Origin of the sequence: Bacillus sp. 2B09, from assembly GCF_003946835.1 — a bacterium.
GTDB lineage: Bacteria > Bacillota > Bacilli > Bacillales > Bacillaceae > Bacillus > Bacillus altitudinis.
The window spans coordinates 24,880-48,349 of the sequence record NZ_RPSG01000013.1 but is presented as its reverse complement, the minus strand read 5'-3'; the positions used below and the strand labels follow the sequence as shown (position 1 = coordinate 48,349).

24 protein-coding genes are annotated in these 23,470 nt (G+C 41.7%); 23 read left to right on the top strand and 1 reads right to left on the bottom strand.

Going from position 1 to position 23,470, the window contains the following annotated elements; genetic code table 11:
- The first annotated feature begins 132 nt into the window (after positions 1 to 132).
- The 9 genes from lepA (at position 133) to mtaB (ending at position 11,231) form a co-directional block, all read left to right on the top strand.
- Complete coding sequence (gene lepA / locus EBQ12_RS18120) at positions 133 to 1,971, top strand: translation elongation factor 4 (RefSeq protein ID WP_008342476.1); 1,839 nt, start codon at positions 133 to 135, stop codon at positions 1,969 to 1,971.
- A gap of 114 nt (positions 1,972 to 2,085) precedes the next feature.
- Entirely contained in the window at positions 2,086 to 3,225 is a 1,140-nt protein-coding gene (gene hemW / locus EBQ12_RS18115; RefSeq protein ID WP_125590955.1) for a radical SAM family heme chaperone HemW, read from the top strand.
- Between the two features lie 81 nt (positions 3,226 to 3,306).
- On the top strand, positions 3,307 to 4,338 hold the full coding sequence (hrcA, locus tag EBQ12_RS18110) for a heat-inducible transcriptional repressor HrcA (protein WP_008342473.1): 1,032 nt from the start codon (positions 3,307 to 3,309) through the stop codon (positions 4,336 to 4,338).
- A 63-nt stretch (positions 4,339 to 4,401) separates the two neighbouring features.
- On the top strand, positions 4,402 to 4,959 hold the full coding sequence (gene grpE / locus EBQ12_RS18105) for a nucleotide exchange factor GrpE (RefSeq protein ID WP_008342471.1): 558 nt from the start codon (positions 4,402 to 4,404) through the stop codon (positions 4,957 to 4,959).
- Positions 4,960 to 4,983: 24 nt separating this feature from the next.
- Positions 4,984 to 6,822: a molecular chaperone DnaK gene (gene dnaK, locus EBQ12_RS18100; RefSeq protein WP_008342469.1), complete on the top strand. Its 1,839-nt coding sequence runs from the start codon at positions 4,984 to 4,986 to the stop codon at positions 6,820 to 6,822.
- A gap of 165 nt (positions 6,823 to 6,987) precedes the next feature.
- Positions 6,988 to 8,121, top strand: coding sequence for a molecular chaperone DnaJ (dnaJ, locus tag EBQ12_RS18095; protein ID WP_008342467.1), 1,134 nt, complete (start codon positions 6,988 to 6,990; stop codon positions 8,119 to 8,121).
- A 22-nt stretch (positions 8,122 to 8,143) separates the two neighbouring features.
- Positions 8,144 to 9,079: a 50S ribosomal protein L11 methyltransferase gene (gene prmA / locus EBQ12_RS18090; RefSeq protein ID WP_017358022.1), complete on the top strand. Its 936-nt coding sequence runs from the start codon at positions 8,144 to 8,146 to the stop codon at positions 9,077 to 9,079.
- 23 nt (positions 9,080 to 9,102) lie between these two features.
- Positions 9,103 to 9,873, top strand: coding sequence for a 16S rRNA (uracil(1498)-N(3))-methyltransferase (locus EBQ12_RS18085; RefSeq protein WP_079919488.1), 771 nt, complete (start codon positions 9,103 to 9,105; stop codon positions 9,871 to 9,873).
- Positions 9,873 to 11,231 carry a tRNA (N(6)-L-threonylcarbamoyladenosine(37)-C(2))-methylthiotransferase MtaB gene (mtaB, locus tag EBQ12_RS18080; protein WP_017367626.1) on the top strand — a complete coding sequence of 453 codons (1,359 nt, stop codon included), beginning with the start codon at positions 9,873 to 9,875 and terminating at the stop codon, positions 11,229 to 11,231. The genes EBQ12_RS18085 and mtaB overlap by 1 nt, the downstream gene beginning before the upstream one ends.
- Positions 11,232 to 11,271: 40 nt before the next feature.
- Here mtaB and EBQ12_RS18075 read toward each other — a convergent pair whose 3' ends face one another.
- Positions 11,272 to 12,201 (bottom strand): Na/Pi symporter, encoded by a 930-nt coding sequence (locus EBQ12_RS18075; protein WP_125590953.1) that lies wholly within the window; start codon positions 12,199 to 12,201, stop codon positions 11,272 to 11,274.
- Between the two features lie 182 nt (positions 12,202 to 12,383).
- On the opposite strand from EBQ12_RS18075, the gene rpsU reads away from it, so the two are divergent.
- The 14 genes from rpsU (at position 12,384) to EBQ12_RS18005 (ending at position 23,458) form a co-directional block, all read left to right on the top strand.
- Positions 12,384 to 12,557 carry a 30S ribosomal protein S21 gene (gene rpsU / locus EBQ12_RS18070; protein ID WP_003152957.1) on the top strand — a complete coding sequence of 58 codons (174 nt, stop codon included), beginning with the start codon at positions 12,384 to 12,386 and terminating at the stop codon, positions 12,555 to 12,557.
- 14 nt (positions 12,558 to 12,571) lie between these two features.
- Positions 12,572 to 13,021: a GatB/YqeY domain-containing protein gene (locus EBQ12_RS18065; RefSeq protein WP_017358018.1), complete on the top strand. Its 450-nt coding sequence runs from the start codon at positions 12,572 to 12,574 to the stop codon at positions 13,019 to 13,021.
- Positions 13,022 to 13,162: 141 nt separating this feature from the next.
- Positions 13,163 to 14,476 carry an NfeD family protein gene (locus EBQ12_RS18060; protein ID WP_007501318.1) on the top strand — a complete coding sequence of 438 codons (1,314 nt, stop codon included), beginning with the start codon at positions 13,163 to 13,165 and terminating at the stop codon, positions 14,474 to 14,476.
- Positions 14,477 to 14,503: 27 nt separating this feature from the next.
- Positions 14,504 to 15,496, top strand: a complete 993-nt coding sequence (gene floA, locus EBQ12_RS18055) for a flotillin-like protein FloA (protein ID WP_007501317.1) — start codon at positions 14,504 to 14,506, stop codon at positions 15,494 to 15,496.
- A gap of 31 nt (positions 15,497 to 15,527) precedes the next feature.
- The gene (locus tag EBQ12_RS18050; RefSeq protein WP_125590951.1) at positions 15,528 to 16,025 is read left to right on the top strand and encodes a hypothetical protein; all 498 of its coding nucleotides are present in this window, start codon (positions 15,528 to 15,530) and stop codon (positions 16,023 to 16,025) included.
- Between the two features lie 206 nt (positions 16,026 to 16,231).
- Positions 16,232 to 16,513 carry a sporulation protein YqfC gene (gene yqfC, locus EBQ12_RS18045; RefSeq protein ID WP_003217398.1) on the top strand — a complete coding sequence of 94 codons (282 nt, stop codon included), beginning with the start codon at positions 16,232 to 16,234 and terminating at the stop codon, positions 16,511 to 16,513.
- A gap of 18 nt (positions 16,514 to 16,531) precedes the next feature.
- Positions 16,532 to 17,722: a sporulation protein YqfD gene (gene yqfD / locus EBQ12_RS18040; RefSeq protein WP_041090989.1), complete on the top strand. Its 1,191-nt coding sequence runs from the start codon at positions 16,532 to 16,534 to the stop codon at positions 17,720 to 17,722.
- A gap of 3 nt (positions 17,723 to 17,725) precedes the next feature.
- Complete coding sequence (locus tag EBQ12_RS18035; RefSeq protein WP_008342419.1) at positions 17,726 to 18,685, top strand: PhoH family protein; 960 nt, start codon at positions 17,726 to 17,728, stop codon at positions 18,683 to 18,685.
- Between the two features lie 114 nt (positions 18,686 to 18,799).
- The gene (locus EBQ12_RS18030; RefSeq protein WP_430384055.1) at positions 18,800 to 20,914 is read left to right on the top strand and encodes an HD family phosphohydrolase; all 2,115 of its coding nucleotides are present in this window, start codon (positions 18,800 to 18,802) and stop codon (positions 20,912 to 20,914) included.
- Positions 20,915 to 21,394: an rRNA maturation RNase YbeY gene (ybeY, locus tag EBQ12_RS18025; RefSeq protein WP_007501310.1), complete on the top strand. Its 480-nt coding sequence runs from the start codon at positions 20,915 to 20,917 to the stop codon at positions 21,392 to 21,394.
- Positions 21,372 to 21,758, top strand: a complete 387-nt coding sequence (locus tag EBQ12_RS18020) for a diacylglycerol kinase family protein (protein ID WP_008342413.1) — start codon at positions 21,372 to 21,374, stop codon at positions 21,756 to 21,758. Before ybeY ends, EBQ12_RS18020 begins: the two co-directional genes overlap by 23 nt.
- A gap of 112 nt (positions 21,759 to 21,870) precedes the next feature.
- Positions 21,871 to 22,269, top strand: coding sequence for a cytidine deaminase (locus tag EBQ12_RS18015; protein ID WP_008342410.1), 399 nt, complete (start codon positions 21,871 to 21,873; stop codon positions 22,267 to 22,269).
- A complete protein-coding gene (gene era, locus EBQ12_RS18010) occupies positions 22,262 to 23,167 on the top strand; it encodes a GTPase Era (protein WP_007501305.1) in 906 nt (301 codons plus the stop codon). Before EBQ12_RS18015 ends, era begins: the two co-directional genes overlap by 8 nt.
- 147 nt (positions 23,168 to 23,314) lie before the next feature.
- Positions 23,315 to 23,458, top strand: coding sequence for a YqzL family protein (locus tag EBQ12_RS18005; RefSeq protein ID WP_008342408.1), 144 nt, complete (start codon positions 23,315 to 23,317; stop codon positions 23,456 to 23,458).
- Positions 23,459 to 23,470 lie beyond the last annotated feature (12 nt).

The window sequence follows — 23,470 nt, the reverse complement described above, 5'->3', positions numbered from 1 at the left end:
TAAGATATCACACCTTTTCGCAAAAGCCGCTAACCGATGAGCGGCTTTTCTTGATTTCGATTGAATCTTTACAGCCCTATTGATATAATCTAACCTAGCGCAACCCGCGTTTTATAGTAGGAGTGATAGATTGTGACAGATAAAGAAAAACGATTAGAACGGCAATCAAGAATTCGAAATTTCTCCATTATCGCCCATATTGACCATGGGAAATCCACATTGGCTGACCGTATTTTGGAAAAAACAGCGGCGATTACGCAACGAGAAATGAAAGAACAATTACTTGATTCCATGGACTTAGAGCGTGAACGCGGCATTACGATCAAATTAAACTCTGTCCAGCTGAAATATCAGGCGAAGGATGGAGAAGAATATATTATGCACCTGATTGATACACCAGGGCATGTCGACTTCACCTATGAGGTATCTCGAAGCCTAGCTGCCTGTGAAGGTGCAATTCTTGTGGTGGATGCAGCACAAGGCATTGAAGCACAGACACTTGCGAACGTTTATTTAGCTCTTGATAACAACTTAGAAATCCTGCCGATCATTAACAAAATTGATCTGCCGAGTGCAGAACCTGAACGTGTAAGACAAGAAATTGAAGATGTCATCGGGTTGGATGCATCTGAAGCTGTTCTCACCTCTGCTAAGGCGGGCATCGGGATCGAGGATATTTTAGAACAAATCGTCGAAAAGGTGCCGGCACCAGCTGGAGATCCAGAAGCACCACTTCAAGCCCTCATTTTTGATTCTCTCTACGATGCGTATCGTGGCGTCATTGCTTACATACGAATTGTTGAAGGAACCGTAAAACCGGGTCAAAAAATTAAGATGATGGCGACAGGCAAAGAATTTGAAGTGCTTGAAGTCGGCGTATTTACACCGAAAGCAATGCCAACAGACGAACTCACTGTTGGAGATGTTGGTTATTTAACAGCTGCTATTAAAAATGTCGGCGATACACGTGTAGGGGATACGATCACAAGTGCGGTAAACCCTGCGAAAGAAGCTCTACCTGGATATAGAAAGCTGAACCCAATGGTGTACTGCGGCCTTTATCCAATTGACACAGCGAAATATAACGACTTGCGTGAAGCGTTAGAAAAGCTTGAATTAAATGATTCTTCACTTCAATATGAGGCAGAGACATCCCAAGCACTTGGCTTCGGCTTCCGCTGCGGCTTCCTTGGCATGCTTCATATGGAAATCATCCAAGAACGGATTGAACGTGAATTTAAAATCGACCTCATTACCACAGCGCCAAGTGTTATTTACGATGTGTATATGACAGACGGAGAAAAAATCGTTGTAGATAACCCATCCAATTTGCCTGATCCGCAAAAGATTGAGCGAATTGAAGAGCCATACGTGAAGGCAACAATGATGGTGCCAAATGATTATGTTGGTTCTGTGATGGAGCTTTGCCAAGGAAAGCGCGGCAATTTCATTGATATGCAATATCTTGATGCAAACCGCGTGAGCATTGTGTACGAAATTCCTCTGGCAGAGATCGTATACGAATTCTTTGATCAATTAAAGTCCAATACAAAAGGGTATGCATCCTTTGATTACGAGCTGATCGGCTATCGCCCATCCACTCTAGTGAAAATGGATATCATGCTTAATGGCGAAAAAATCGATGCACTTTCCTTTATTGTTCACCGCGATTATGCATATGAACGCGGAAAGATCATTGTAGAAAAGCTGAAAGAACTGATTCCGCGCCAGCATTTTGAAGTACCAGTTCAGGCAGCGATCGGTCAAAAAATTGTTGCTCGGTCTACCATTAAAGCAATGCGCAAGAACGTACTAGCGAAGTGTTATGGTGGAGATATTTCCCGGAAAAGAAAGCTTCTTGAGAAGCAAAAAGAAGGGAAAAAGCGCATGAAGCAAGTGGGTTCTGTAGAAGTCCCACAAGAAGCATTTATGGCCGTGCTGAAAATGGACGACAGCACACCGAAAAAATAACATCCTCAAGGCAACCTGCTTTACAATGCTCGCCTTGACGTTTATAGTCGAAAACAAACGAAGAGGCCGCAGCGATAAACTGCGGCTCTTTACCTGTAAAGAAGGTGTCAACAAATGAAAGCAGCATACATTCACATTCCATTTTGTGAGCACATTTGTCACTATTGTGATTTTAATAAATTTTTCATTAAAACCCAGCCGGTCGATGAATACTTAGTCGCTCTTGAAAAAGAAATGCAGCACACGATCGATCAAAAAGGGGAGCAAGAACTAAAGACGATCTTTATTGGCGGAGGAACCCCGACATCACTGACAACCAGCCAGTTAGATCAGCTTATGGACAGCATTCACCGCGTATTAAAACCAACCAAAAACTTAATCGAGTTTGCAGTAGAAGCAAACCCAGACGAACTATCGCTTGAGAAATTGAATGTCTTAAAATCAGCAGGCGTTAATCGGCTGAGCTTTGGTGTTCAAACATTTGAAGATGACCTGCTCAAAAAAATCGGACGGGTTCATCAAAAGAAAGATGTTCTCACATCTTTCGAGCGAGCAAGAGAAGTTGGGTTTGACAACATTAGTCTTGATCTTATGTTTGGTTTGCCTCATCAAGAGAAGCATCATGTCATGCATTCACTAGAGACCGCTTTTTCATTAGGTGCAGAACATTATTCGGTTTATTCGCTGATTGTCGAGCCAAAGACGGTCTTTTACAATTTGATGCAAAAAGGGAAACTGCATTTACCACCGCAAGAACGTGAGGCTGAAATGTATGAGCTCGTCATGGATGAAATGGAGCGGCACGGACTCAAACAATATGAGATTAGCAATTACGCCAAACCAGGTTTTGAAAGCCAGCATAACCTCACCTATTGGAGCAACGAAGATTACTTTGGTTTTGGCGCAGGAGCGCACGGGTATGTAGATGGCGTCCGCAATGTGAACGCTGGACCAGTGAAGCATTACTTAGAGCTCATTGAACAAACAGGGCTTCCATATAAGGAAACGCATCAGGTGACAAAAGCAGATCAGATCGAAGAGGAAATGTTCTTAGGTTTGCGGAAAATTGAAGGCGTGAAAAGTGCTCACTTTCAAGCGAAATTTGGAGCATCACCAGAAGCACTCTTTCCCGCCGTTCTTGAAGAATTAGCAGAAAAAGGTCTCATTGAACAGGATGAGATTGGCATTCGTTTAACAAGAAAAGGAAAATTGTTAGGGAATGAAGTATTTCAAGCGTTTCTCGGTGAGTTATAATTGACATTTTAATTTGAGTTTGGTAATTTTGTTTATACAATTAGCACTCGTTGAAAGAGAGTGCTAACAGGGGTGATGATGATGTTAACAAATCGTCAGCTTTTGATTCTACAAGTCATTATTAATGACTTTATTCGTTCGGCGCAGCCAGTTGGATCAAGGACTCTTTCCAAAAAAGAAGACATTACATTCAGCTCTGCGACGATTAGAAACGAAATGGCTGATTTGGAGGAACTCGGTTTTATTGAAAAGACCCATTCTTCATCAGGAAGAATTCCTTCCGAAAAAGGATATCGTTATTATGTAGATCATTTGCTCTCTCCGCGAAAACTGTCATCTAAAGAGCTTGTGCTCATCCAGTCAGTATTTCAGGAGAAAATTTTTGAGCTGGAAAAAACAGTTCAAAAATCGGCGGAAATTTTATCAGATCTCACAAACTACACATCGATTGTCCTTGGTCCAAAGCTAAGTGAAAATCGATTGAAGCAAATTCAGCTTGTCCCTGTCCAGCCTAATAAAGCAGTAGCGATTATGATTACAGACAGCGGGCATGTTGAAAACAAAACCATTACCTTCTCTGAGCATCTTGATGTCTCCGATATTGAGAAGCTGATGAATATTTTAAACAGCCGCTTAGCCGGAGTCCCGATGGATCAGCTGAAGGACAGGATGTATAAAGAAGTAGTGATGCTCCTTCGCACGCATTTAAAAGACTATGATCATATTTTAGATGCACTTGGTAACACATTCACTTCAACACAAAATGAATCAAAACTTTTCTTTGGCGGGAAGATTAATATGTTGAACCAGCCAGAGTTTCATGACATTGACCGCATTCGTTCACTCATGATGCTGATTGAACAAAAGAACGATGTCATGCAGCTGTTTCATCCAAATCAGCAAGGAATCACCATTAAAATCGGTTCAGAAAACAATTTGGAAGCAATGGAGAACTGCAGTTTAATCACAGCAACTTATGCGATTGATCAAAAATCACTCGGCTCCATCGCTGTCATTGGTCCAACCCGTATGGATTACGGGCGAGTCGTTAGTCTTTTGCATCATGTATCAAAAGACTTGTCAAACGCACTTTCCAATTTGTATGATGAGTAGGGTGATAAAAGGTGGGGGCACAGCCCCTTCGTATAATTGAATCTTTTGAGGGAGGTGAACACAATGTCAGAAGAAAAACAGACACCTGAGCAAGCAGCAGAGGTTGAAGCACAAGAAGAAGCAGTTCAAGCAGAAACTGAGGAAGTAAAGCACGATGAACAGTCTGCCTTCCAAGAGAAGATTGATGAATTGCAGCAGCTTCTAGATGAAAAAGAAAACAAAATTCTGCGTGTTCAAGCAGATTTTGAAAACTATAAACGCCGTGCTCGAACTGAAGTGGAGACCGTGCAAAAATATCGTTCTCAACATGTTGTCAGCGACCTTCTCCCAGCTCTCGACAACTTTGAAAGAGCGCTTGGAATCGATCCAGACAATGAGCAGACGAAAAGTTTGTTAGAAGGTATGCAAATGGTTTACCGCCAGCTGGTAGAAGCGTTGAAAAATGAAGGCGTTGAACCAATTGAAGCTGTCGGCAAAGAGTTCGATCCAAACCTTCATCAAGCCGTCATGCAAGTTGAAGATGAAAACTACGATTCAAACATCGTTGTAGAAGAATTGCAAAAGGGCTATAAACTCAAAGACCGAGTTATTCGTCCATCAATGGTAAAAGTAAATCAATAACTACATAATGGGAGGTCATCGAATATGAGTAAAATCATTGGTATTGACTTAGGAACAACAAACTCATGTGTTGCAGTACTCGAAGGCGGCGAGCCAAAAGTTATTGCAAATGCTGAAGGAGCACGTACAACACCATCTGTTGTCGCTTTTAAAAATGGAGAGCGCCAAGTAGGTGAAGTAGCAAAACGTCAATCAATTACAAACCCAAACACTATCATGTCTGTTAAAAGACATATGGGTACAGATTATAAAGTAGAAGTTGAGGGCAAGAACTACACGCCGCAGGAAATCTCTGCAATCATCCTTCAACACCTTAAATCTTACGCTGAAGCTTATCTTGGCGAAGAAGTAACAAAAGCGGTTATTACAGTTCCTGCTTACTTCAACGATGCAGAGCGCCAAGCAACAAAAGATGCTGGTAAAATTGCTGGTCTTGAAGTAGAACGTATCATCAACGAACCAACAGCAGCTGCACTTGCTTATGGTTTAGATAAAACAGATGAAGATCAAACGATCCTTGTATATGACCTTGGTGGCGGTACATTTGACGTATCAGTCCTTGAGCTTGGAGACGGCGTCTTTGAAGTACGCTCAACTGCTGGGGACAACCGTCTAGGTGGAGACGATTTTGACCAAGTCATCATCGATCATCTAGTGGCTGAGTTCAAAAAAGAAAACGGCATTGATCTTTCTAAAGATAAAATGGCGCTTCAGCGTTTAAAAGATGCTGCTGAAAAAGCGAAAAAAGATCTTTCTGGTGTATCTTCTACACAAATCTCACTGCCATTTATCACAGCTGGAGATGCAGGTCCTCTTCACCTAGAATTAACGCTAACGCGTGCTAAATTCGAAGAGCTTTCTGCAGACCTTGTAGAGCGTACAATGACACCTGTACGTCAATCACTGAAAGATGCTGGTCTATCTGCTAGCGAGATTGATAAAGTCATCCTTGTTGGTGGATCAACTCGTATTCCTGCAGTACAAGAAGCAATCAAAAAAGAAACAGGTAAAGAGCCTCATAAAGGCGTAAACCCTGATGAAGTGGTTGCACTTGGTGCGGCAATTCAAGGTGGAGTTATCACAGGAGATGTCAAAGACGTTGTTCTTCTTGACGTCACACCACTTTCTTTAGGAATTGAAACAATGGGCGGCGTATTCACAAAGCTGATTGAACGTAATACAACCATTCCAACAAGTAAATCTCAAGTATTCTCAACGGCTGCTGACAACCAAACTGCTGTAGACATTCACGTCTTACAAGGTGAGCGTCCAATGGCAGCAGACAACAAAACATTAGGTCGTTTCCAATTGACTGATATCCCGCCAGCACCACGCGGCGTACCACAAATCGAAGTATCTTTTGATATCGATAAAAACGGTATTGTCAACGTACGTGCGAAAGATATGGGTACAGGCAAAGAGCAAAACATCACAATCAAATCTTCTTCAGGTCTTTCTGATGATGAGATCGAAAAAATGGTCAAAGAAGCAGAAGAAAATGCTGAAGCAGATGCAAAGAAAAAAGAAGAAATCGAAGTGCGCAATGAAGCAGATCAATTAGTGTTTACAACAGAAAAAACATTAAAAGATCTTGAAGGCAAAATCGATGAAGAGCAAGTGAAAAAAGCGAATGATGCAAAAGATGCGCTAAAAGCTGCGATCGAAAAAGGCGAGCTTGAAGACATCAAAGCGAAAAAAGATGAGCTACAAACAATCGTTCAAGAATTAACGACAAAGCTCTATGAAGAAGCTGCAAAACAAGCACAAGCTCAGCAAGAAGGCGCTGAAGGTGCTCAAAAAGCAGATGACAATGTAGTGGATGCAGAATACGAAGAAGTAAACGACGATCAAGAGAAAAAATAATCACCTTTATTTTTGAAAAAGACTGCTGAAACGTACTCGTCAGAAAGTCAAAGTCAGGATCTCTTGGCTTTGACTTTTTTCTTTTCAACGATGAAAAGGAATTGAAAAAGATCAATTTAAAATGATACAATCGTATTTATGTGAGAAAATCGGGAGTGTGAAGAGATGAGTAAGCGTGATTACTATGAAGTGCTTGGCGTGAGTAAGAGCGCCTCAAAGGACGAAATCAAAAAGGCATACCGCAAGCTTTCAAAAAAGTATCACCCTGATATTAATAAAGAAGCTGGCTCAGATGATAAATTCAAAGAAGTAAAAGAAGCCTATGAAACCCTTTCTGACGATCAAAAACGTTCACATTATGACCAGTTCGGTCACACCGATCCAAACCAAGGATTTGGTGGCGGCGGATTTGGCGGTGGAGGAGACTTTGGCGGCTTCGGAGGCTTTGATGACATCTTCTCTAGTATTTTTGGCGGCGGAGCCAGAAGAAGAGATCCAAATGCACCGCGTCAAGGAGCGGACCTTCAATATACAATGACCCTTTCATTTGAAGAAGCGGCATTTGGGAAAGAAGCAACGATCGAGATTCCCCGCGAGGAATCATGTGAAACGTGTCATGGATCAGGTGCTAAACCTGGAACACAGGCGAAGACATGCTCACATTGCGGCGGATCAGGTCAACTAAATGTTGAGCAATCCACGCCATTTGGTAAAGTAGTCAACCGCAGAGTATGTAACTATTGTAGCGGAACTGGTAAACAAATTGAACATAAGTGTTCAACATGTGGTGGATCTGGTAAAGTGCGTAAGCGTAAGAAAATCAATGTGACGATCCCAGCAGGTGTGGACGATGGTCAGCAGCTTAGAGTATCTGGTCAAGGTGAACCAGGTGTAAATGGAGGACCTCCAGGCGATCTATTTGTTGTTTTCCATGTGAGGGCGCATGAATTCTTCGAACGAGATGGAGATGACATCTACTGCGAAATGCCGCTTACCTTTGCGCAGGCTGCACTAGGTGATGAAATTGAAGTGCCGACATTACATGGGAAAGTCAAATTAAAAGTTCCTGCGGGCACACAAACGGGTACGAAGTTTAGACTCAAAGGAAAAGGTGTAAAAAATGTACGCGGTTATGGTCAAGGCGATCAGCATATCGTTGTACGCGTCGTAACACCGACGAATTTAACTGAAAATCAAAAAGATATCATTAGAAAATTTGCTGAAGTGAGCGGAAATAAACCGGACGAACAAGAAATGAGCTTTTTCGATAAGGTGAAACGCGCATTTAAAGGCGAGTAAGACGGATAAGGAGTTGGTAGTATTGAAGTGGTCAGAAATAAGCGTCCATACAACAAATGAAGCGGTGGAACCGATCACCAATATTTTGCATGAAGCAGGTGCAAGTGGTGTCGTGATTGAGGACCCGCTTGATTTAGTCAAGGAACGTGAAAATGTATACGGTGAGATCTACCAGCTCGATCCGAATGATTATCCTGAGGAAGGGGTCATCGTCAAAGCCTACCTTCCGATGAATAGCTTTTTGATGGAAACGGTAGATGAGATCAAAGAAGCCATCAATAATCTTCTTCTATACGATATTGACCTTGGACGAAATACACTGTCAATTTGTGAAGTAAACGAAGAAGAATGGGCGACTGCATGGAAGAAATACTATCATCCTGTGAAAATCTCTGAGAAATTTACCATCGTCCCAACATGGGAAGAGTACACACCCGTTCATTCTGATGAATTGATCATCGAAATGGACCCTGGAATGGCATTTGGAACCGGTACACATCCAACAACGGTTCTTTGCATTCAGGCGCTTGAGCGCTATGTGAAGGAAAACGACACGGTGATTGACGTTGGAACAGGATCTGGCATTTTAAGTGTTGCTGCTGCAATGCTCGGTGCAAAAGACATTCATGCATTTGATCTCGACACCGTTGCAGTGGAAAGTGCAAAGCAGAACATCGAATTAAATGGTGTGAGCGAGCAAGTAACGGTAAAACAAAATAATTTACTTGATGGGATTTCAGGTGAACGCGATGTGATTGTGGCCAACATCCTCGCAGAGGTCATCATGCGCTTTACAGATCAAGCGTATGATCTATTGAAGAAAGACGGTTACTTTATTACATCAGGCATTATCGGACAAAAGAAATTACAAGTCAAAACTGCTTTAGAAGAAGCCGGTTTTGAGATTGTTGAAGTGCTGTCAATGGAAGATTGGGTCAGCATCATAGCGAAAAAATAAAGCGAGTAGGTGTCAGGACACGTATGCAACGATATTTTATCGACCTCACAAAAGAAGAAGTGACGGAAAAGGGAAACATCGTCATAAAGGGTGAAGATGTTCATCACCTTGCAAACGTCATGCGGATGAAAGCAGGAGAAGACATCCTTTGCTTAACGACAGACGGCTTTGAAGCGCTCAGTAAAATTGATACAATAACAAAGGAAGAAGTGATTTGTCACTTTGAAGGCTGGACGAATCAGAATCGAGAACTTCCGATTAAGGTGACGATTGCAAGCGGTCTGCCAAAAGGGGATAAGCTTGAATGGATTATCCAAAAAGGCACCGAGCTTGGCGCAAGTGCTTTTATTCCGTTTCAAGCGACTCGTTCGATTACAAAACTTGACCAAAAAAAGTCATTGAAAAAACGAGATCGCTGGGAAAAAATTGCGAAAGAAGCTGCCGAGCAGTCTTACCGGAATATCATTCCGCGCGTTCATCCAGTATCAACATTTAAAGAGCTGATTCAACTGGCCGGTGAATTCGATAAATGTGTCGTTGCATACGAAGAATCATCGAAAGAAGGCGAGCAAAGCCGGTTTCAAACGGTGCTCCAACAGATGAAGGGCGGACAAACCTTATTAGTGGTTTTTGGTCCAGAAGGCGGTTTAGCAGAAAAGGAGATTGAAGAACTTGAAGCGCATGGTGGAGTCATTTGCGGGCTTGGACCACGCATTTTAAGAACAGAAACAGCTCCTCTTTACGCGCTTTCTGCTATATCTTATCAAACAGAGTTATTAAGAGGTGAATCATGATGGGAACAGTAGCGTTCCATACACTTGGCTGTAAGGTCAATCACTACGAAACAGAAGCCATCTGGCAACTGTTTAAAGAAGCTGGCTATGAAAGAAAAGATTATGAATCAAAAGCAGACGTATATGTCATTAATACATGTACCGTCACCAATACAGGCGATAAAAAAAGCCGCCAAGTCATTAGAAGAGCCATTCGTCATAATCCGGATGGTGTCATTTGTGTAACAGGCTGTTACGCACAAACGTCTCCGGCAGAAATCATGGCGATTCCTGGCGTTGATATTGTGGTTGGCACACAAGACAGACATAAACTGCTTGGTTATATTGAAGAATACAGAAGAGAAAGACAGCCGATCAATGGAGTTGGCAATATCATGAAAGCACGGGTCTTTGAAGAACTAGATGTTCCTGCGTTTACTGACAGAACACGTGCTTCGTTAAAAATCCAAGAAGGCTGTAACAATTTCTGTACATTCTGCATTATCCCTTGGGCTCGCGGATTACTGCGTTCTCGCGATCCAGAAGAAGTCATCAATCAAGCGCAGCAGCTTGTCGATGCTGGCTACAAAGAAATTGTATTAACAGGTATTCATACAGGTGGATATGGTGAAGATTTAAAGGATTATAACTTTGCTAAGCTTCTGAAAGAATTAGATGAACGTGTGGCGGGATTAAAACGAATCCGCATTTCATCCATTGAAGCAAGTCAAATTACAGACGAAGTGATTGAAGTGCTCGATCAGTCAGATAAAATTGTGAGACACTTGCACATTCCGCTTCAATCTGGCTCTAATACTGTACTGAAAAGAATGCGCCGTAAATACACAATGGAATTCTTTGCAGAGCGTTTAACGAAGCTCAAAAAAGCATTGCCAGGTCTTGCTGTCACTTCAGATGTGATCGTTGGATTCCCAGGAGAAACAGAAGAAGAATTTATGGAAACATACAATTTTGTCAAAGACCATCAATTCTCTGAGCTCCATGTGTTCCCTTACAGCAAACGGACAGGTACGCCTGCTGCAAGGATGGAAGATCAAGTAGATGAGAATGTGAAAAACGAACGCGTTCACCGTCTAATCGCTCTTTCTGATCAGCTTGCGAAAGAATATGCATCGGCATATGAAGGCGACGTCTTAGAGATTATTCCAGAAGAATCCTTCAAAGAACAAGACGGAACGCACAATCTTTATGTAGGATATACTGATAACTACATGAAGGTCGTATTTGAAGGAACAGAAGACATGATCGGCCGTTTGGTGAAAGTGAAGATTACGAAAGCAGGTTATCCTTATAACGAAGGACAATTCGTCCGTATAAGTGATGACGTGCAGACGGATCAAGTGAGAATGACCTCATAATGAATGAAAAACCGGCAGCCATTAGGCAAGCCGGTTTCTTTTATGTTGACCGATTCGGAAGAAGGAACAAAATCAAGGCGTGAAAAGGGCGGATGAACGGGAAAAAGAGGAGAGAACTTGCAACATTAAACAGCAGACTAAAGTGCGCAATCTGCTGGGCAGGAGAGCTTGCTAAAAGCGCAACAAACTCTGTGATAAAGGTGAGAAAAGGAAGACATAAAAGAACACCTAGAACATTAAACACGACGTGTGCATACGCGGTTTGACGGGCTGCATAACCGCCAGAGATAGCAGCCATCACGGCAGTAATACATGTTCCGATATTGGATCCTAAAACAAAGCTGATGCCTTCTTTTAGAGCGACAGTCCCTTCATTCATAAATCCCATCAAAATACCGATACATACAGAGCTTGAATGAACAATCGCGGTGAGAACTGTACCAGAGAGAAGAGCTGTCCAATCGGAATGCTGCATCATTTCAAGGAAACGCAGCGTCTCTGGCTGACTGGTCATCATCCCTGCAATTTTTGAAAAACCTTGAATGCAAAAAAAGATCATGCCAAGCCCAAATAAACTTTTTCCTGCATATCGAAAAGACTTCCTGCCCAAAATGATACATAAAAGACCGGCTGCAATCAGAACCCACATAAACACGTCCATCTTAATGGCAATAAATTCTGTCGTAAATGTTGAGCCGATATTCGTTCCAAGAATCATGGGTATGGATTTTTTAAACGTGAGAATGCCTGTACTCACAAAGCCGATAACGATGACCATAAACGCCGAACTGCTTTGAAGAACCCCTGTAAACACAATACTGACCAAGAATGCTTTGACTGGATGATCTGTAAAGAGAAGAAGAGATTTCTCAATACGAGACGACGTGAGCGTCATTAATCCTTTCCTAAGCAAACCCATTGCCCATAAAAAAATGAAAATAAGTGCACAAAAATAAATGATCGCCATCATAGAAAAGTCCTCCTCTTACCAATGAATATATGGACTTGTCTACCTGCTCATGACGAAAATATATTTCCAAATCACTTAGTTGACCTCAACCTAGGCTTATATTATAATGTCTAGGTACATGTTTTGCATGTATATCTTTTTTTAATGCAGTCGATTGGTGTATTCGGAGGGAGGGAAAGAGAATGTCAAAAACGGTCGTTAGAAAAAACGAATCGCTTGAAGATGCTCTTCGTCGCTTTAAACGCAGTGTATCCAAAACTGGAACATTGCAAGAAGCAAGAAAGCGTGAATTTTATGAAAAGCCTAGCGTAAAGCGTAAGAAAAAGTCTGAAGCTGCTAGAAAACGTAAATTCTAAAGAGGGTGGATTTTATGAGTCTTCTTGAGCAATTAAATTCTGATATGAAGCTTTTTATGAAAAACCGAGAGAAAGACAAGCTTCTTGTCATTCGTATGGTAAAGGCTTCACTGCAAAATGAAGCAATAAAGCTTAAGAAAGACAGTTTGACCGGAGATGAGGAACTAACCGTCCTTTCCCGCGAGATTAAGCAACGTAAAGACTCCCTCCATGAATTTTCGAAAGCTAATCGCTTAGATTTAGTAGATAAAGTTCAAAAAGAGATTGACATTTTAGACGTTTATTTACCTGAACAGCTTTCTGAAGAAGAACTGCAGGCGGTTGTGAAAGAAACAATCGCCGAAACCGGTGCTTCATCGAAAGCTGATATGGGTAAAGTGATGAGCGCTATTATGCCAAAAGTAAAAGGTAAAGCTGATGGTGCTGTGATTAACAGACTTGTCAGCGAGCAACTGTCTCAATAAAAAAGTATCCTTCTCATGTTAGAAGGGTACTTTTTTTATGCCTCCATAAACCTGTCATATAAAAATGAAACCTATGATACATTTGTAACGTATGTAAAGGAACGGTAAAATGAAAGAAAGAGAGGGGGGATCACCAAATAGATGAAAAAAATGAAAATTTCTATTGCTCTCTTCAGTTGTTTTATAATATGCTTGTTATTAGGGGTTCAATTGACCGCGAAATCAGCAGATCAGAAAGTTCATGTTATCCCAATTGAAGATACAGTAGAAAAAGGACTTTCTAAATTCATTGAACGATCATTTGAGCAGGCAAAGTCGGAACGGGCGAAGCACATCATTCTCGACATCAATACACCAGGTGGTGCAGTCGATGCGGCGCTTGAAATAGCCGATACCATTCGTGCATCCGATATCCCAGTGACAGCGTTTGTGAATCATAGAGCGCTTTCAGCCGGGGCATTCATTGCCTTAAATGCCGATCAAATTTATATGACCCCAAACGGAAAGATGGGGGCTGCTGCGATTATTGATGGTGAAGGCAACGCTGCCGATCAAAAATCTGAATCTCTATGGCTTGCTGAAATGAGTGACGCTGCTGAAAAGCAGGGGCGTGATCCAAAATATGCTCTTGCGATGGCAGATGTAGATATAGACGCAAAAGAAGCTGGTGCACCAAAAGGAGAATTGCTGACCTTTAACACAGATCGGGCACTTCAGTTCGGTTATGCAGAAGGAGAAGCGAAAAATATGGATGACTTGCTTCAGAAGTTGAACTTAGCAGATGCTTCTGTTCAATACGATGAAGTGAGCTTTGCTGAAAAGGTTGCGCGTTTTCTCACGCATCCGATCGTCATTCCTATCCTTTTATCCATCGCGAGCTTAGGGTTAATTGTTGAATTATATTCTCCCGGCTTTGGGGTCCCAGGCACCATGGGAGTCACAGCGCTTCTTCTATTCTTTTATGGTCATCTCGTGGCAGGTTTTGCAGGATATGAGACATTGTTCCTGTTTTTGGCAGGGATTGTGTTGATCATTCTGGAATTATTTTTGCCAGGGGGAATCGTGGGTGTCATTGGACTAATCTGTGTCGTTGTCAGCTTATTTTTAGCAGCTGGAAGCTTTACAGAAATGGCGATTTCCATCTTGATTGCCACTGCTGTTTCAATCATAGCAGTTATTTTATTGACAAAGGTGTTGGGGAAACGTATGAAATTTTTTAAAAAGTTCATTTTAACCGATTCAACCAATAAAGAAAGTGGTTATGTCTCAAATGAAACAAGAGATGATCTTGTAGGACAAATCGCAGTGACAGCAACAGCACTTCGTCCATCTGGTACGATTGTATTCGGAGACGAGCGCATTGATGTTGTGTCAGAAGGTGCTTTTATCGATAAGGATGAACAAGTAAAAATTGTGAAAGCGGAAGGCTCACGCATTGTCGTGAGGAAAGTATAGATATACTGATTTTATAGGAGGAATAAAATGGATCCATCTACTTTACTATTATTTGTGATTATCGCAGCAGGTTTGATCGTTCTATCGATCTTCTTCACCTTTGTACCGGTGATGCTGTGGATTTCTGCCTTAGCGGCTGGCGTAAGAGTGAGCATTTTTACACTTGTAGGAATGAGACTTCGCCGAGTGATTCCAAACCGAGTGGTCAACCCGCTCATCAAAGCGCATAAAGCAGGTCTTGATGCGACGATTAACCAATTAGAAAGCCACTATCTTGCAGGTGGTAACGTAGACCGCGTTGTCAACGCACTGATCGCAGCTCAGCGTGCGAATATCGAATTGAACTTTGCTCGCTGTGCGGCAATCGACCTAGCAGGCCGTGACGTACTTGAAGCTGTCCAAATGAGTGTAAACCCTAAAGTCATTGAAACACCATTTATCTCAGGTGTTGCGATGGACGGGATTGAAGTAAAAGCAAAAGCACGTATTACAGTTCGTGCAAACATTGACAGACTTGTCGGTGGTGCAGGGGAAGAAACGATCATTGCTCGTGTAGGTGAAGGGATTGTTTCGACAATCGGTTCATCAGATAATCATAAAAAGGTTCTTGAAAATCCTGATATGATTTCTCAAACGGTTCTTGGTAAAGGATTAGATTCAGGTACAGCATTTGAAATTCTCTCGATTGATATCGCAGATGTTGATATCGGTAAGAATATCGGGGCGATCCTGCAGACAGACCAAGCAGAAGCTGACAAAAACATTGCACAGGCGAAAGCAGAAGAACGCCGCGCGATGGCTGTTGCACAAGAACAAGAAATGCGTGCGAGAGTTGAAGAAATGCGCGCGAAAGTAGTAGAAGCAGAGGCTGAAGTACCACTTGCAATGGCCGAAGCACTACGTGAAGGTAATATTGGAGTTATGGACTACATGAACATTAAGAATATCGATGCTGATACGGATATGAGAGATTCATTTGGCAAAATGACAAAAGGTCCATCTGATAATGAAAACAAATAAGCATCCTCTCACGCTTTAAGGAGGGAGCCCATTGGACATTCTATTTGAAAATCCGTTACTAATAGCGATTATCATCGGTATTATCTCTGCGGTCTTTGGGAAAATCGGCAAACAAGAGGAGAACGAACAAAAGAACCAGCAAAACAAACCGGCTCCTCAACGTAAACCAGTGCCGCAAAAGCAAACAAAACAAACAAGTCCAGATCCAGTCGTGACGGACCAGCTCGACGATTTTGGCGATGTACATGATCATGGCGGGATGAAGAAACAAGGTTCACAGTCCTTACAGGATCGTTATACAGCTACACTTGCCGAAATGGAAGAAAGAAAAAGCGAGCTGAATAAAGAGTTTCAATCGCTTGAAAGAGAACTTACAAGGCCAAAGGCAGCATCTGTTGGAATGAAGCCGAAAATGATTGAGAAACTCAACCAAGATACGGTCGTTCAAGGGATGATCCTTGGTGAAGTATTTGGAGAGCCTCGTGCGAAAAAGCCGCATCGAACGATGAAACGACCATATAAAAGATAAAGAAGTAAGCCCCCTCATCCTTAAGGGGGCTTTTTTGTTGTGTAATGGAGATTTTTCTTAGTCAAAATGATGAAACGGCTGTTTTACGGGATTCATTAGCATGATATGAACCGCTGAGGAATAGGATGATATAGAGGCTTTCTCATCAGTCTCACCATCTTTCAGTTTGATCTCATACACATGAGGTGGGAAGGGGTTCTTATTGAATGGGAAAAAGAAAAAATCAACTTAAAGCATGGCTGACAAGAACACTTGAAATCCCTCCGGACGTGATGATGGATCTTCCCCGTATTACGATGGTTGGCAGACTCCATATTTACATAGAGAACCATAAAGGGCTTTTACTTTTCAGTGATCAAGAGGTAAGGCTGATGCTCAAGCAAGGACAGTGCATTATTTCAGGAAAAGACTTTGTGATTAAAACGATTTTGCCAGAAGAGATCTTATTAGAGGGGAAAATCGATGAGGTCCGTTATATTGATTCTTAACTGACGGAGGGGAGAAACGTGAAGAACAAATGGTTTGCCTATTTTATTGGCAGAGTGGAAGTGGAGATAAGAGGAAGCGGTATTGAGCGGCTAATCAATGAGTGCACGAGACAGGGGATCACAATTTTTCAAGTGAGCCGCCGTCAAGACAGCGTGCGCTTATTTATTCGCCTCTCAGATGTACATGCCTTTAGAAAAGTGCGCAGACATCATGAGGTGAAATGTTCATTTCATCAAAAGAAAGGGTTCCCGTTTCTTCTTCTATGGTCGAGAAGAAATATTGGATTCACCCTCGGGATGGCTTTTTTCCTAGTGACGATATTGGCTCTTTCAAATATGGTGTGGAAAATTGAGATTAAAGGTGCGAATCCAGAAACAGAACACCAAATGAGAAAGCATCTGGACGAAATAGGGGTACAAAAAGGGCGTTTTCAGTTTCTCATGGGGACACCTGAAAAAATACAAAAGTCATTGACGACCAATATTCAGAGCATTACATGGGTCGGAGTTGAACTGAACGGAACGACGTTTCAAATGAAAGTGGTCGAAAAAAATGAACCTGAAAAGGAGAAATATACAAGTCCTCAGCACATCGTTGCCAAGAAAAAGGCGGTCATCACGAGAATGTATGTAGAAAAGGGGGAACCGCTTGCCCAGGTCGATGAGCATGTGAAAAAAGGGCAGATGCTCGTCTCAGGTTTAATCGGGAGTGAAGATCAGAAAAAAACGGTCGGAGCCAAAGCGAAAATCTATGGTGAAACATGGTACCGATCTGAAGTTTCTGTCCCTCTCCGAACATCTTTTGATGTCTTTACGGGTAAAATGAAGACAAAGCACAAGCTCTCCTTATTTGGAGGCTCCATCCCATTTTGGGGATTTTCCTTTAAAAAAGATGATTTTCAGCAGCCGAAAACAGAAACAGAAGTTCACCCGCTTCATTTTTTGAATATGCAATTGCCGTTCTCCTATGAAAAGGAAATCACACGAGAAAGTGAAAAAATAAATCGAGAATACACAAATAAAGAAGCGGTTCAAGCAGGGATTAAAATGGGTAAAAAAGAATTAGAAGAAAAGCTAGGTCAAACAGGTGAGGTGAAAAGTGAAAAAGTTTTGCACGAGACAACAGGGAATGGTAAAGTTAAGTTAATCATCCTTTACCAAGTAATAGAAGATATTGTTCAACCAACACCTATTGTTCAGGGAGACTAGAGAATGACAGAACATTTACTTGAGATTCAACAAAAATTGGATAGCCCAAATGAAGCCATTGCTTTATTTGGCAATCAAGATGCTTATCTGAAACTGATGGAAAACGAGCTGAATGTCTCCATTATCACACGTGGAGAGAAAGTGTATGTTTCTGGTCAGGAAGCATCAAGAGATACTGTGAGCCGTTTGATTACATCTCTCTTACATCTCATCCGTAAAGGAATTGAGATTTCTGAGCGGGATGTCGTCTATGCCATTAAAATGGCGCAAAAAGACAAGCTCAATTATTTTGAAAATATGTATGAAGATGAAATTACGAAAAATGCCAAAGGCAAGTCGATCAGAGTCAAAACGATCGGCCAGCGTGAATATGCTGCGGCAATGAAAAAAGATGATCTGGTCTTTGGGATTGGACCTGCTGGTACAGGTAAAACGTATTTAGCAGTGGTCAACGCCGTACATGCCCTGAAAAATGGACATGTCAAACGGATTATCCTGACAAGGCCAGCTGTTGAAGCAGGAGAAAGTCTTGGCTTTTTGCCAGGAGATTTAAAAGAAAAAGTCGATCCTTATTTAAGACCGCTATATGATGCTCTGCACGATGTGCTTGGTAGTGATCATACGGAACGTTTAATTGAGCGCGGAGTGATTGAAATTGCCCCTCTTGCCTATATGAGAGGGCGGACGCTTGATGATGCATTTGTGATTTTAGATGAAGCGCAGAATACAACGCCAGCTCAAATGAAAATGTTTTTGACGAGACTAGGCTTTGGTTCTAAAATGGTCATTACAGGAGATATTACACAAATTGATTTGCCTAAAGGTATGCAGTCAGGCCTTGCAGCTGCAAAGGACATGCTTGCTGAGATCAAGGGTATCTCATTCATTGAATTAGATCAGACAGATGTGGTCAGACACCCGCTTGTGGCGAAGATCATTGGAGCATACGAAAAGCAAAAATGAACTGAGTGACCCGATCGCCTTAATCGGGTCATTTTGTTTCGATCGTGGTTTAAAGTAAAAAAGGAGGTACTTTCCTTGAGAAAGAATCAGAAAGGCAGTAAGCGCAAAAGGCTGCTGTCTAAAAAAGAACCTCAGAAAATGGAGCGCTCACGCTATTTAAACGTACTGCTATACGCTGGTTTAGCGGCCATCATGTTTGTGGTGCTCTTCTTCCATGTAAAGCCTGAATCGCTCGACCTAGATTTGTTTTCAGTGAGCGAACAGACCATCTATTCTCCGTCTACCGTTGATGACCAAGAAGCAACAGAAGAAAAGAAACAAGAAGCAACGGATCAAGTGGAAGACCAATATACACTCAAAAAAGCGTATTCTGATAATCGTGTTGACCTCATTTCATCCCTCTTTGAAGCCATTAAAGAAGAGAAGAAAGCAGCAGCTGATGACAAAGAGAACCCGCCAACAGATCAAGAGATGGTGAAGCATGTAAAAGAGAAACTCACGACGGATATGCAGGAAGCTGTTTCGGATCAATCGATTAAAGCACTGCTCCAAGCAAGCGACGAAAACCTTTCTTTTACAAAGGACTCCATCATCACAGTGGTCAATTCGCTCATGGGTAAAGAAATCACAGCTTCTAAGCTGCAAGATGAAAAGAAACAAGTGAAAGCAGAGCTTGAAAACAATTCGATTCCGTCAAAATATTTAAATGCAGCGAAAGAAATTGGTGAATTTGCGATTATTCCAAACTATGTATTTGACCCGGTCGCAACAGAGAAGAAAAGACAAGAAGCAGCTGATAATATCCAGCCGGTTCAAATTAAGCAAGGGCAAATTTTAGTGGAAGAAGGAGAGCTCATTGACCGCGAAGTGTATCGCAAATTAGAACTGACCGGCCTTTTAAACAGCTCCAATTTGTTTAAGCCTGTAAGCGGTCTTATCATCTTAATTGGTCTCTTCTTAGCGGCGATTGTCCACTCACTGGAATCGAGGAAAAAGTCGCTCGTCCATAAGAATAAATCGTTACTGCTGTACTCGCTTATTTTCACCATTATTTTAATCATCATGGAAGTATTCAGTCTCTTCCAGGAAACCAAATATACAACCATCGGCTACGTCGTGCCTGTGGCACTTGGCACGATGCTGATTAAGCTGCTGATCAATGAGCGGCTGGCGATCTTCTCCGGCCTTGTATTTGCCCTTTGCGGCAGTATGATGTTTAATCAAGGAGTAACAGGCGTCTTTAACTATGTCATCTGTGCTTATTATTTAATAAGCGGGATGGCGGGGATTTTATTTTTGAGAAAACATAATGCGAGATCAAAAATTTTGCAGGCGGGGCTTTGGGTAGCTTTGGTGAATGTACTTGTTGTGCTGTCCATTATGCTGATTCAAAATTCTTCTCCATCAGGGCTTGAAATAGGTGTAAACCTCATCATGGCGATTGTGTCAGGGTTTGCATCGGCTATTTTGGTTATCGGGTTAATGCCAGTCTTTGAGAGCATGTTTGGCATACTTTCGACCATGAAGCTTATTGAATTATCAAACCCGAATCATCCGCTGCTGAAAAAGATCTTAACAGAGACGCCAGGTACATATCATCATAGTGTCATGGTGGCGAATTTAGCGGATGCTGCATGTGAAGCAGTCGGTGCAAATGGATTGTTAGCAAGGGTTGGGGCTTATTATCATGACATTGGAAAAACGAAAAGACCCCAATACTTTATTGAAAACCAAATGAACATTGATAATCCGCACGACAAGCTTTCTCCTCAGCTGAGCAAGAATATTATTATTGCCCATACGACAGATGGTGCTGAAATGCTGAGAGAAAAGAAGTTTCCAGAGGAACTTGTGGACATTGCAGAACAGCATCACGGAAAGTCCCTGCTGAAGTTCTTTTACTATAAGGCAAAAGAACGGGATGATCAGGTGACAGAAGAAGAATTTCGTTATCCTGGTCCAAAACCGCAATCGAAAGAAGCGGCCATTATTTCTGTGGCTGACAGCGTGGAAGCGGCGGTTCGTTCGATGCATAATCCAAACCCTGAGCGGATTGAAAAGCTGGTCAAAGGCATTATTTCAGATAAGATGCAGGATGGGCAATTTAGTGAATGTGATCTGACATTTAAAGAATTAAATATTATTAGCCAAACAATTTGTACAACATTAAAGGGGATTTTCCATTCTCGGATTGAATATCCAGATGCCCCGAAGCAGAAGGTGAAGTAAATGACATTGTTAATCGATTTAATAGATGAAACAGGACAAGTATCGAAAGAGCAGCTTGAAGAAGTGGAAAAGCTTCTTCAATTTGCTGCGGATGCCCTTGAGGTAAAAGATCAAGCGGAAGTATCAGTATCGATCGTTTCAAATGAAGAAATTCATCAAATTAATAAAGAATACCGAGGAAAAGATGCACCAACAGATGTAATTTCATTTGCCCTTGAGGAAGAAGGCGAAGGGGAAATTGAAATCATTGGAGCTGATGACATTCCGCCTGTACTTGGTGACATTATCATTAGTGTTGATCGTACGAAAGAGCAAGCAGAGGAATATGGACATTCCTTCATGAGAGAGCTAGGATTTTTAACGATTCATGGTTTTCTTCATTTGCTTGGCTATGATCATATGACAGAAGAAGATGAAAAAGAAATGTTCGCCAAACAGACAAAAATCTTGGATGATTATGGCCTTTCGAGATCATCGTAAGAAGCGAACGCCGCTTGTCCGTTTTTTTCGGAGTTTTTATTATGCATTTAGAGGAATATGGCGAACTTTCTTGAATGAACGGAATTTTCGGTTTCACACAGTCGCAGCCATCATCGTGGTGATTTGCGGCTTTTGGTTTCACATTCATCCGGTTGAATGGATGATCATTCTGCTTTTATGCGGCGGGATGTTTGCGTTAGAACTTGTGAATACAGCGATTGAACATACAGTAGATCTTTTCACAGAAGAGAAGCATCCTCTTGCTGAGAGAGCGAAGGACGCCGCAGCAGGCGCTGTTTGCGTTTACGCCGCCATTTCGGTTATGATTGGGTTGATCATCTTCTTACCGAAGATCATGCAATAGAACAATATTACTATTTATTAACATTTTTAGAAATGGGCGTGAAAATGTCACGTGAATTATGTAAAATATAAATGTGACAGTGGTACCATTTCTTCTGAAAGTGGGAACTAGAATGAACAAACAAGAGTTGATTTCAGAAGCAGTCAAAGCAAGAGATTTTGCATATGTACCCTATTCTAAATTCAAAGTCGGTGCAGCATTATTATCGCATGACGGAAAAGTGTATGGCGGCTGCAATATTGAAAATGCAGCATATGGTATGTGTAATTGTGCGGAAAGAACAGCACTTTTTAAAGCGTACTCAGAGGGCATCACATCTTTTCAAATGCTTGCAGTAGTGGCTGATACAGATCGACCTGTTTCACCATGCGGCGCATGCAGACAGGTCATTTCAGAGCTATGTGCACCTGATATGCCAGTGATTCTAACGAACTTAAAAGGTCATATATACGAAACGACAGTAAACGAACTATTGCCAGGCGCATTTTCACCGGAGGATTTAAATGACTAACGAAAGCTTCAAATCAGGATTTGTATCAATTATTGGAAGACCAAATGTAGGGAAATCGACCTTTCTTAATCGTGTAATTGGACAAAAGATTGCGATTATGAGTGATAAGCCCCAAACGACTCGAAACAAAGTGCAAGGTGTTCTGACAACGAACACGTCACAAACGATTTTTATCGATACACCAGGAATTCATAAACCGAAGCACAAACTTGGCGATTTTATGATGAGGGTGGCTCAAAATACACTCAAGGAAGTCGACCTGATCTTGTTTATGATCAACGCACAGGAAGGCTATGGAAAAGGTGATGAATTCATCATTGAACGACTAAAGCAAACATCGACACCGGTGTTCCTTGTCGTCAATAAAATTGACCAAATTCATCCGGATGAACTGTTCCTTTTAATTGATGAATACCGTACACGTTACCCATTTAAGGAAATTGTGCCAATTTCAGCACTTGAAGGCAACAACATTGATACGCTTCTTCAGCAAATTGAAGGTTATCTTCCAGAAGGCCCTCAATTTTATCCGGCAGATCAAGTAACAGATCACCCAGAGCGATTTATTATTTCTGAATTAATTCGTGAAAAAGTGCTGCATTTAACGAGAGAAGAGATCCCTCACAGTATTGCGGTTGCAATTGAATCGATCAAGCCAGATGAAAACGGCAAGATTCATGTTGCAGCGACCATCGTCGTAGAACGTGATTCACAAAAAGGGATTGTGATTGGTAAGCGCGGCAGCTTATTAAAAGAAGTGGGACAAAAAGCGCGCAGAGACATTGAAGCACTTTTAGGCTCAAAGGTGTATTTAGAGCTTTGGGTAAAAGTGCAGAAGGACTGGCGTAATAAATCCACACATCTTCGTGATTTCGGATTTAGAGAAGACGAATATTAAAAACCGATACAGTTGTTAGTAGATCTGACAATGGTGCGGTTCGATTAGTAAAAATTGTTTATCATGAAATGGAGGTAGCCTGGTCAAGATAAAATTAATATGTTGGATGTAGCGTTGCTGCTTCTAATAAAGAAAGGTGGGGTTTTTATGTTGAATTTTACATGGAACGTATTTTCACAAACAGGAAGCGTTGACACGTATCTGCTTTTCAAAGAGTTAGAAAAGGAGAACCTGGAAAGACCCGATGTACTTGAAGAAGAAATAGCACGACTTGATTTTCCAATCTTATAATTCTTGACCCCC

Excerpts from the sequence above, each read along its gene's own strand:
- era (WP_007501305.1), top strand. The coding sequence starts at position 22,262 with ATGACTAACGAAAGCTTCAAATCAGGATTTGTATCAATTATTGGAAGA.
- EBQ12_RS18005 (WP_008342408.1), top strand. The coding sequence starts at position 23,315 with ATGTTGAATTTTACATGGAACGTATTTTCACAAACAGGAAGCGTTGAC.
- hemW (WP_125590955.1), top strand. The coding sequence starts at position 2,086 with ATGAAAGCAGCATACATTCACATTCCATTTTGTGAGCACATTTGTCAC.
- dnaK (WP_008342469.1), top strand. The coding sequence starts at position 4,984 with ATGAGTAAAATCATTGGTATTGACTTAGGAACAACAAACTCATGTGTT.
- dnaJ (WP_008342467.1), top strand. The coding sequence starts at position 6,988 with ATGAGTAAGCGTGATTACTATGAAGTGCTTGGCGTGAGTAAGAGCGCC.
- floA (WP_007501317.1), top strand. The coding sequence starts at position 14,504 with ATGGATCCATCTACTTTACTATTATTTGTGATTATCGCAGCAGGTTTG.
- EBQ12_RS18035 (WP_008342419.1), top strand. The coding sequence starts at position 17,726 with ATGACAGAACATTTACTTGAGATTCAACAAAAATTGGATAGCCCAAAT.
- grpE (WP_008342471.1), top strand. The coding sequence starts at position 4,402 with ATGTCAGAAGAAAAACAGACACCTGAGCAAGCAGCAGAGGTTGAAGCA.
- EBQ12_RS18060 (WP_007501318.1), top strand. The coding sequence starts at position 13,163 with ATGAAAAAAATGAAAATTTCTATTGCTCTCTTCAGTTGTTTTATAATA.
- rpsU (WP_003152957.1), top strand. The coding sequence starts at position 12,384 with ATGTCAAAAACGGTCGTTAGAAAAAACGAATCGCTTGAAGATGCTCTT.
- EBQ12_RS18085 (WP_079919488.1), top strand. The coding sequence starts at position 9,103 with ATGCAACGATATTTTATCGACCTCACAAAAGAAGAAGTGACGGAAAAG.
- EBQ12_RS18015 (WP_008342410.1), top strand. The coding sequence starts at position 21,871 with ATGAACAAACAAGAGTTGATTTCAGAAGCAGTCAAAGCAAGAGATTTT.
- EBQ12_RS18075 (WP_125590953.1), bottom strand. The coding sequence starts at position 12,201 with ATGATGGCGATCATTTATTTTTGTGCACTTATTTTCATTTTTTTATGG.
- ybeY (WP_007501310.1), top strand. The coding sequence starts at position 20,915 with ATGACATTGTTAATCGATTTAATAGATGAAACAGGACAAGTATCGAAA.
- mtaB (WP_017367626.1), top strand. The coding sequence starts at position 9,873 with ATGGGAACAGTAGCGTTCCATACACTTGGCTGTAAGGTCAATCACTAC.
- hrcA (WP_008342473.1), top strand. The coding sequence starts at position 3,307 with ATGTTAACAAATCGTCAGCTTTTGATTCTACAAGTCATTATTAATGAC.
- EBQ12_RS18020 (WP_008342413.1), top strand. The coding sequence starts at position 21,372 with ATGGCCTTTCGAGATCATCGTAAGAAGCGAACGCCGCTTGTCCGTTTT.
- EBQ12_RS18065 (WP_017358018.1), top strand. The coding sequence starts at position 12,572 with ATGAGTCTTCTTGAGCAATTAAATTCTGATATGAAGCTTTTTATGAAA.
- yqfC (WP_003217398.1), top strand. The coding sequence starts at position 16,232 with ATGGGAAAAAGAAAAAATCAACTTAAAGCATGGCTGACAAGAACACTT.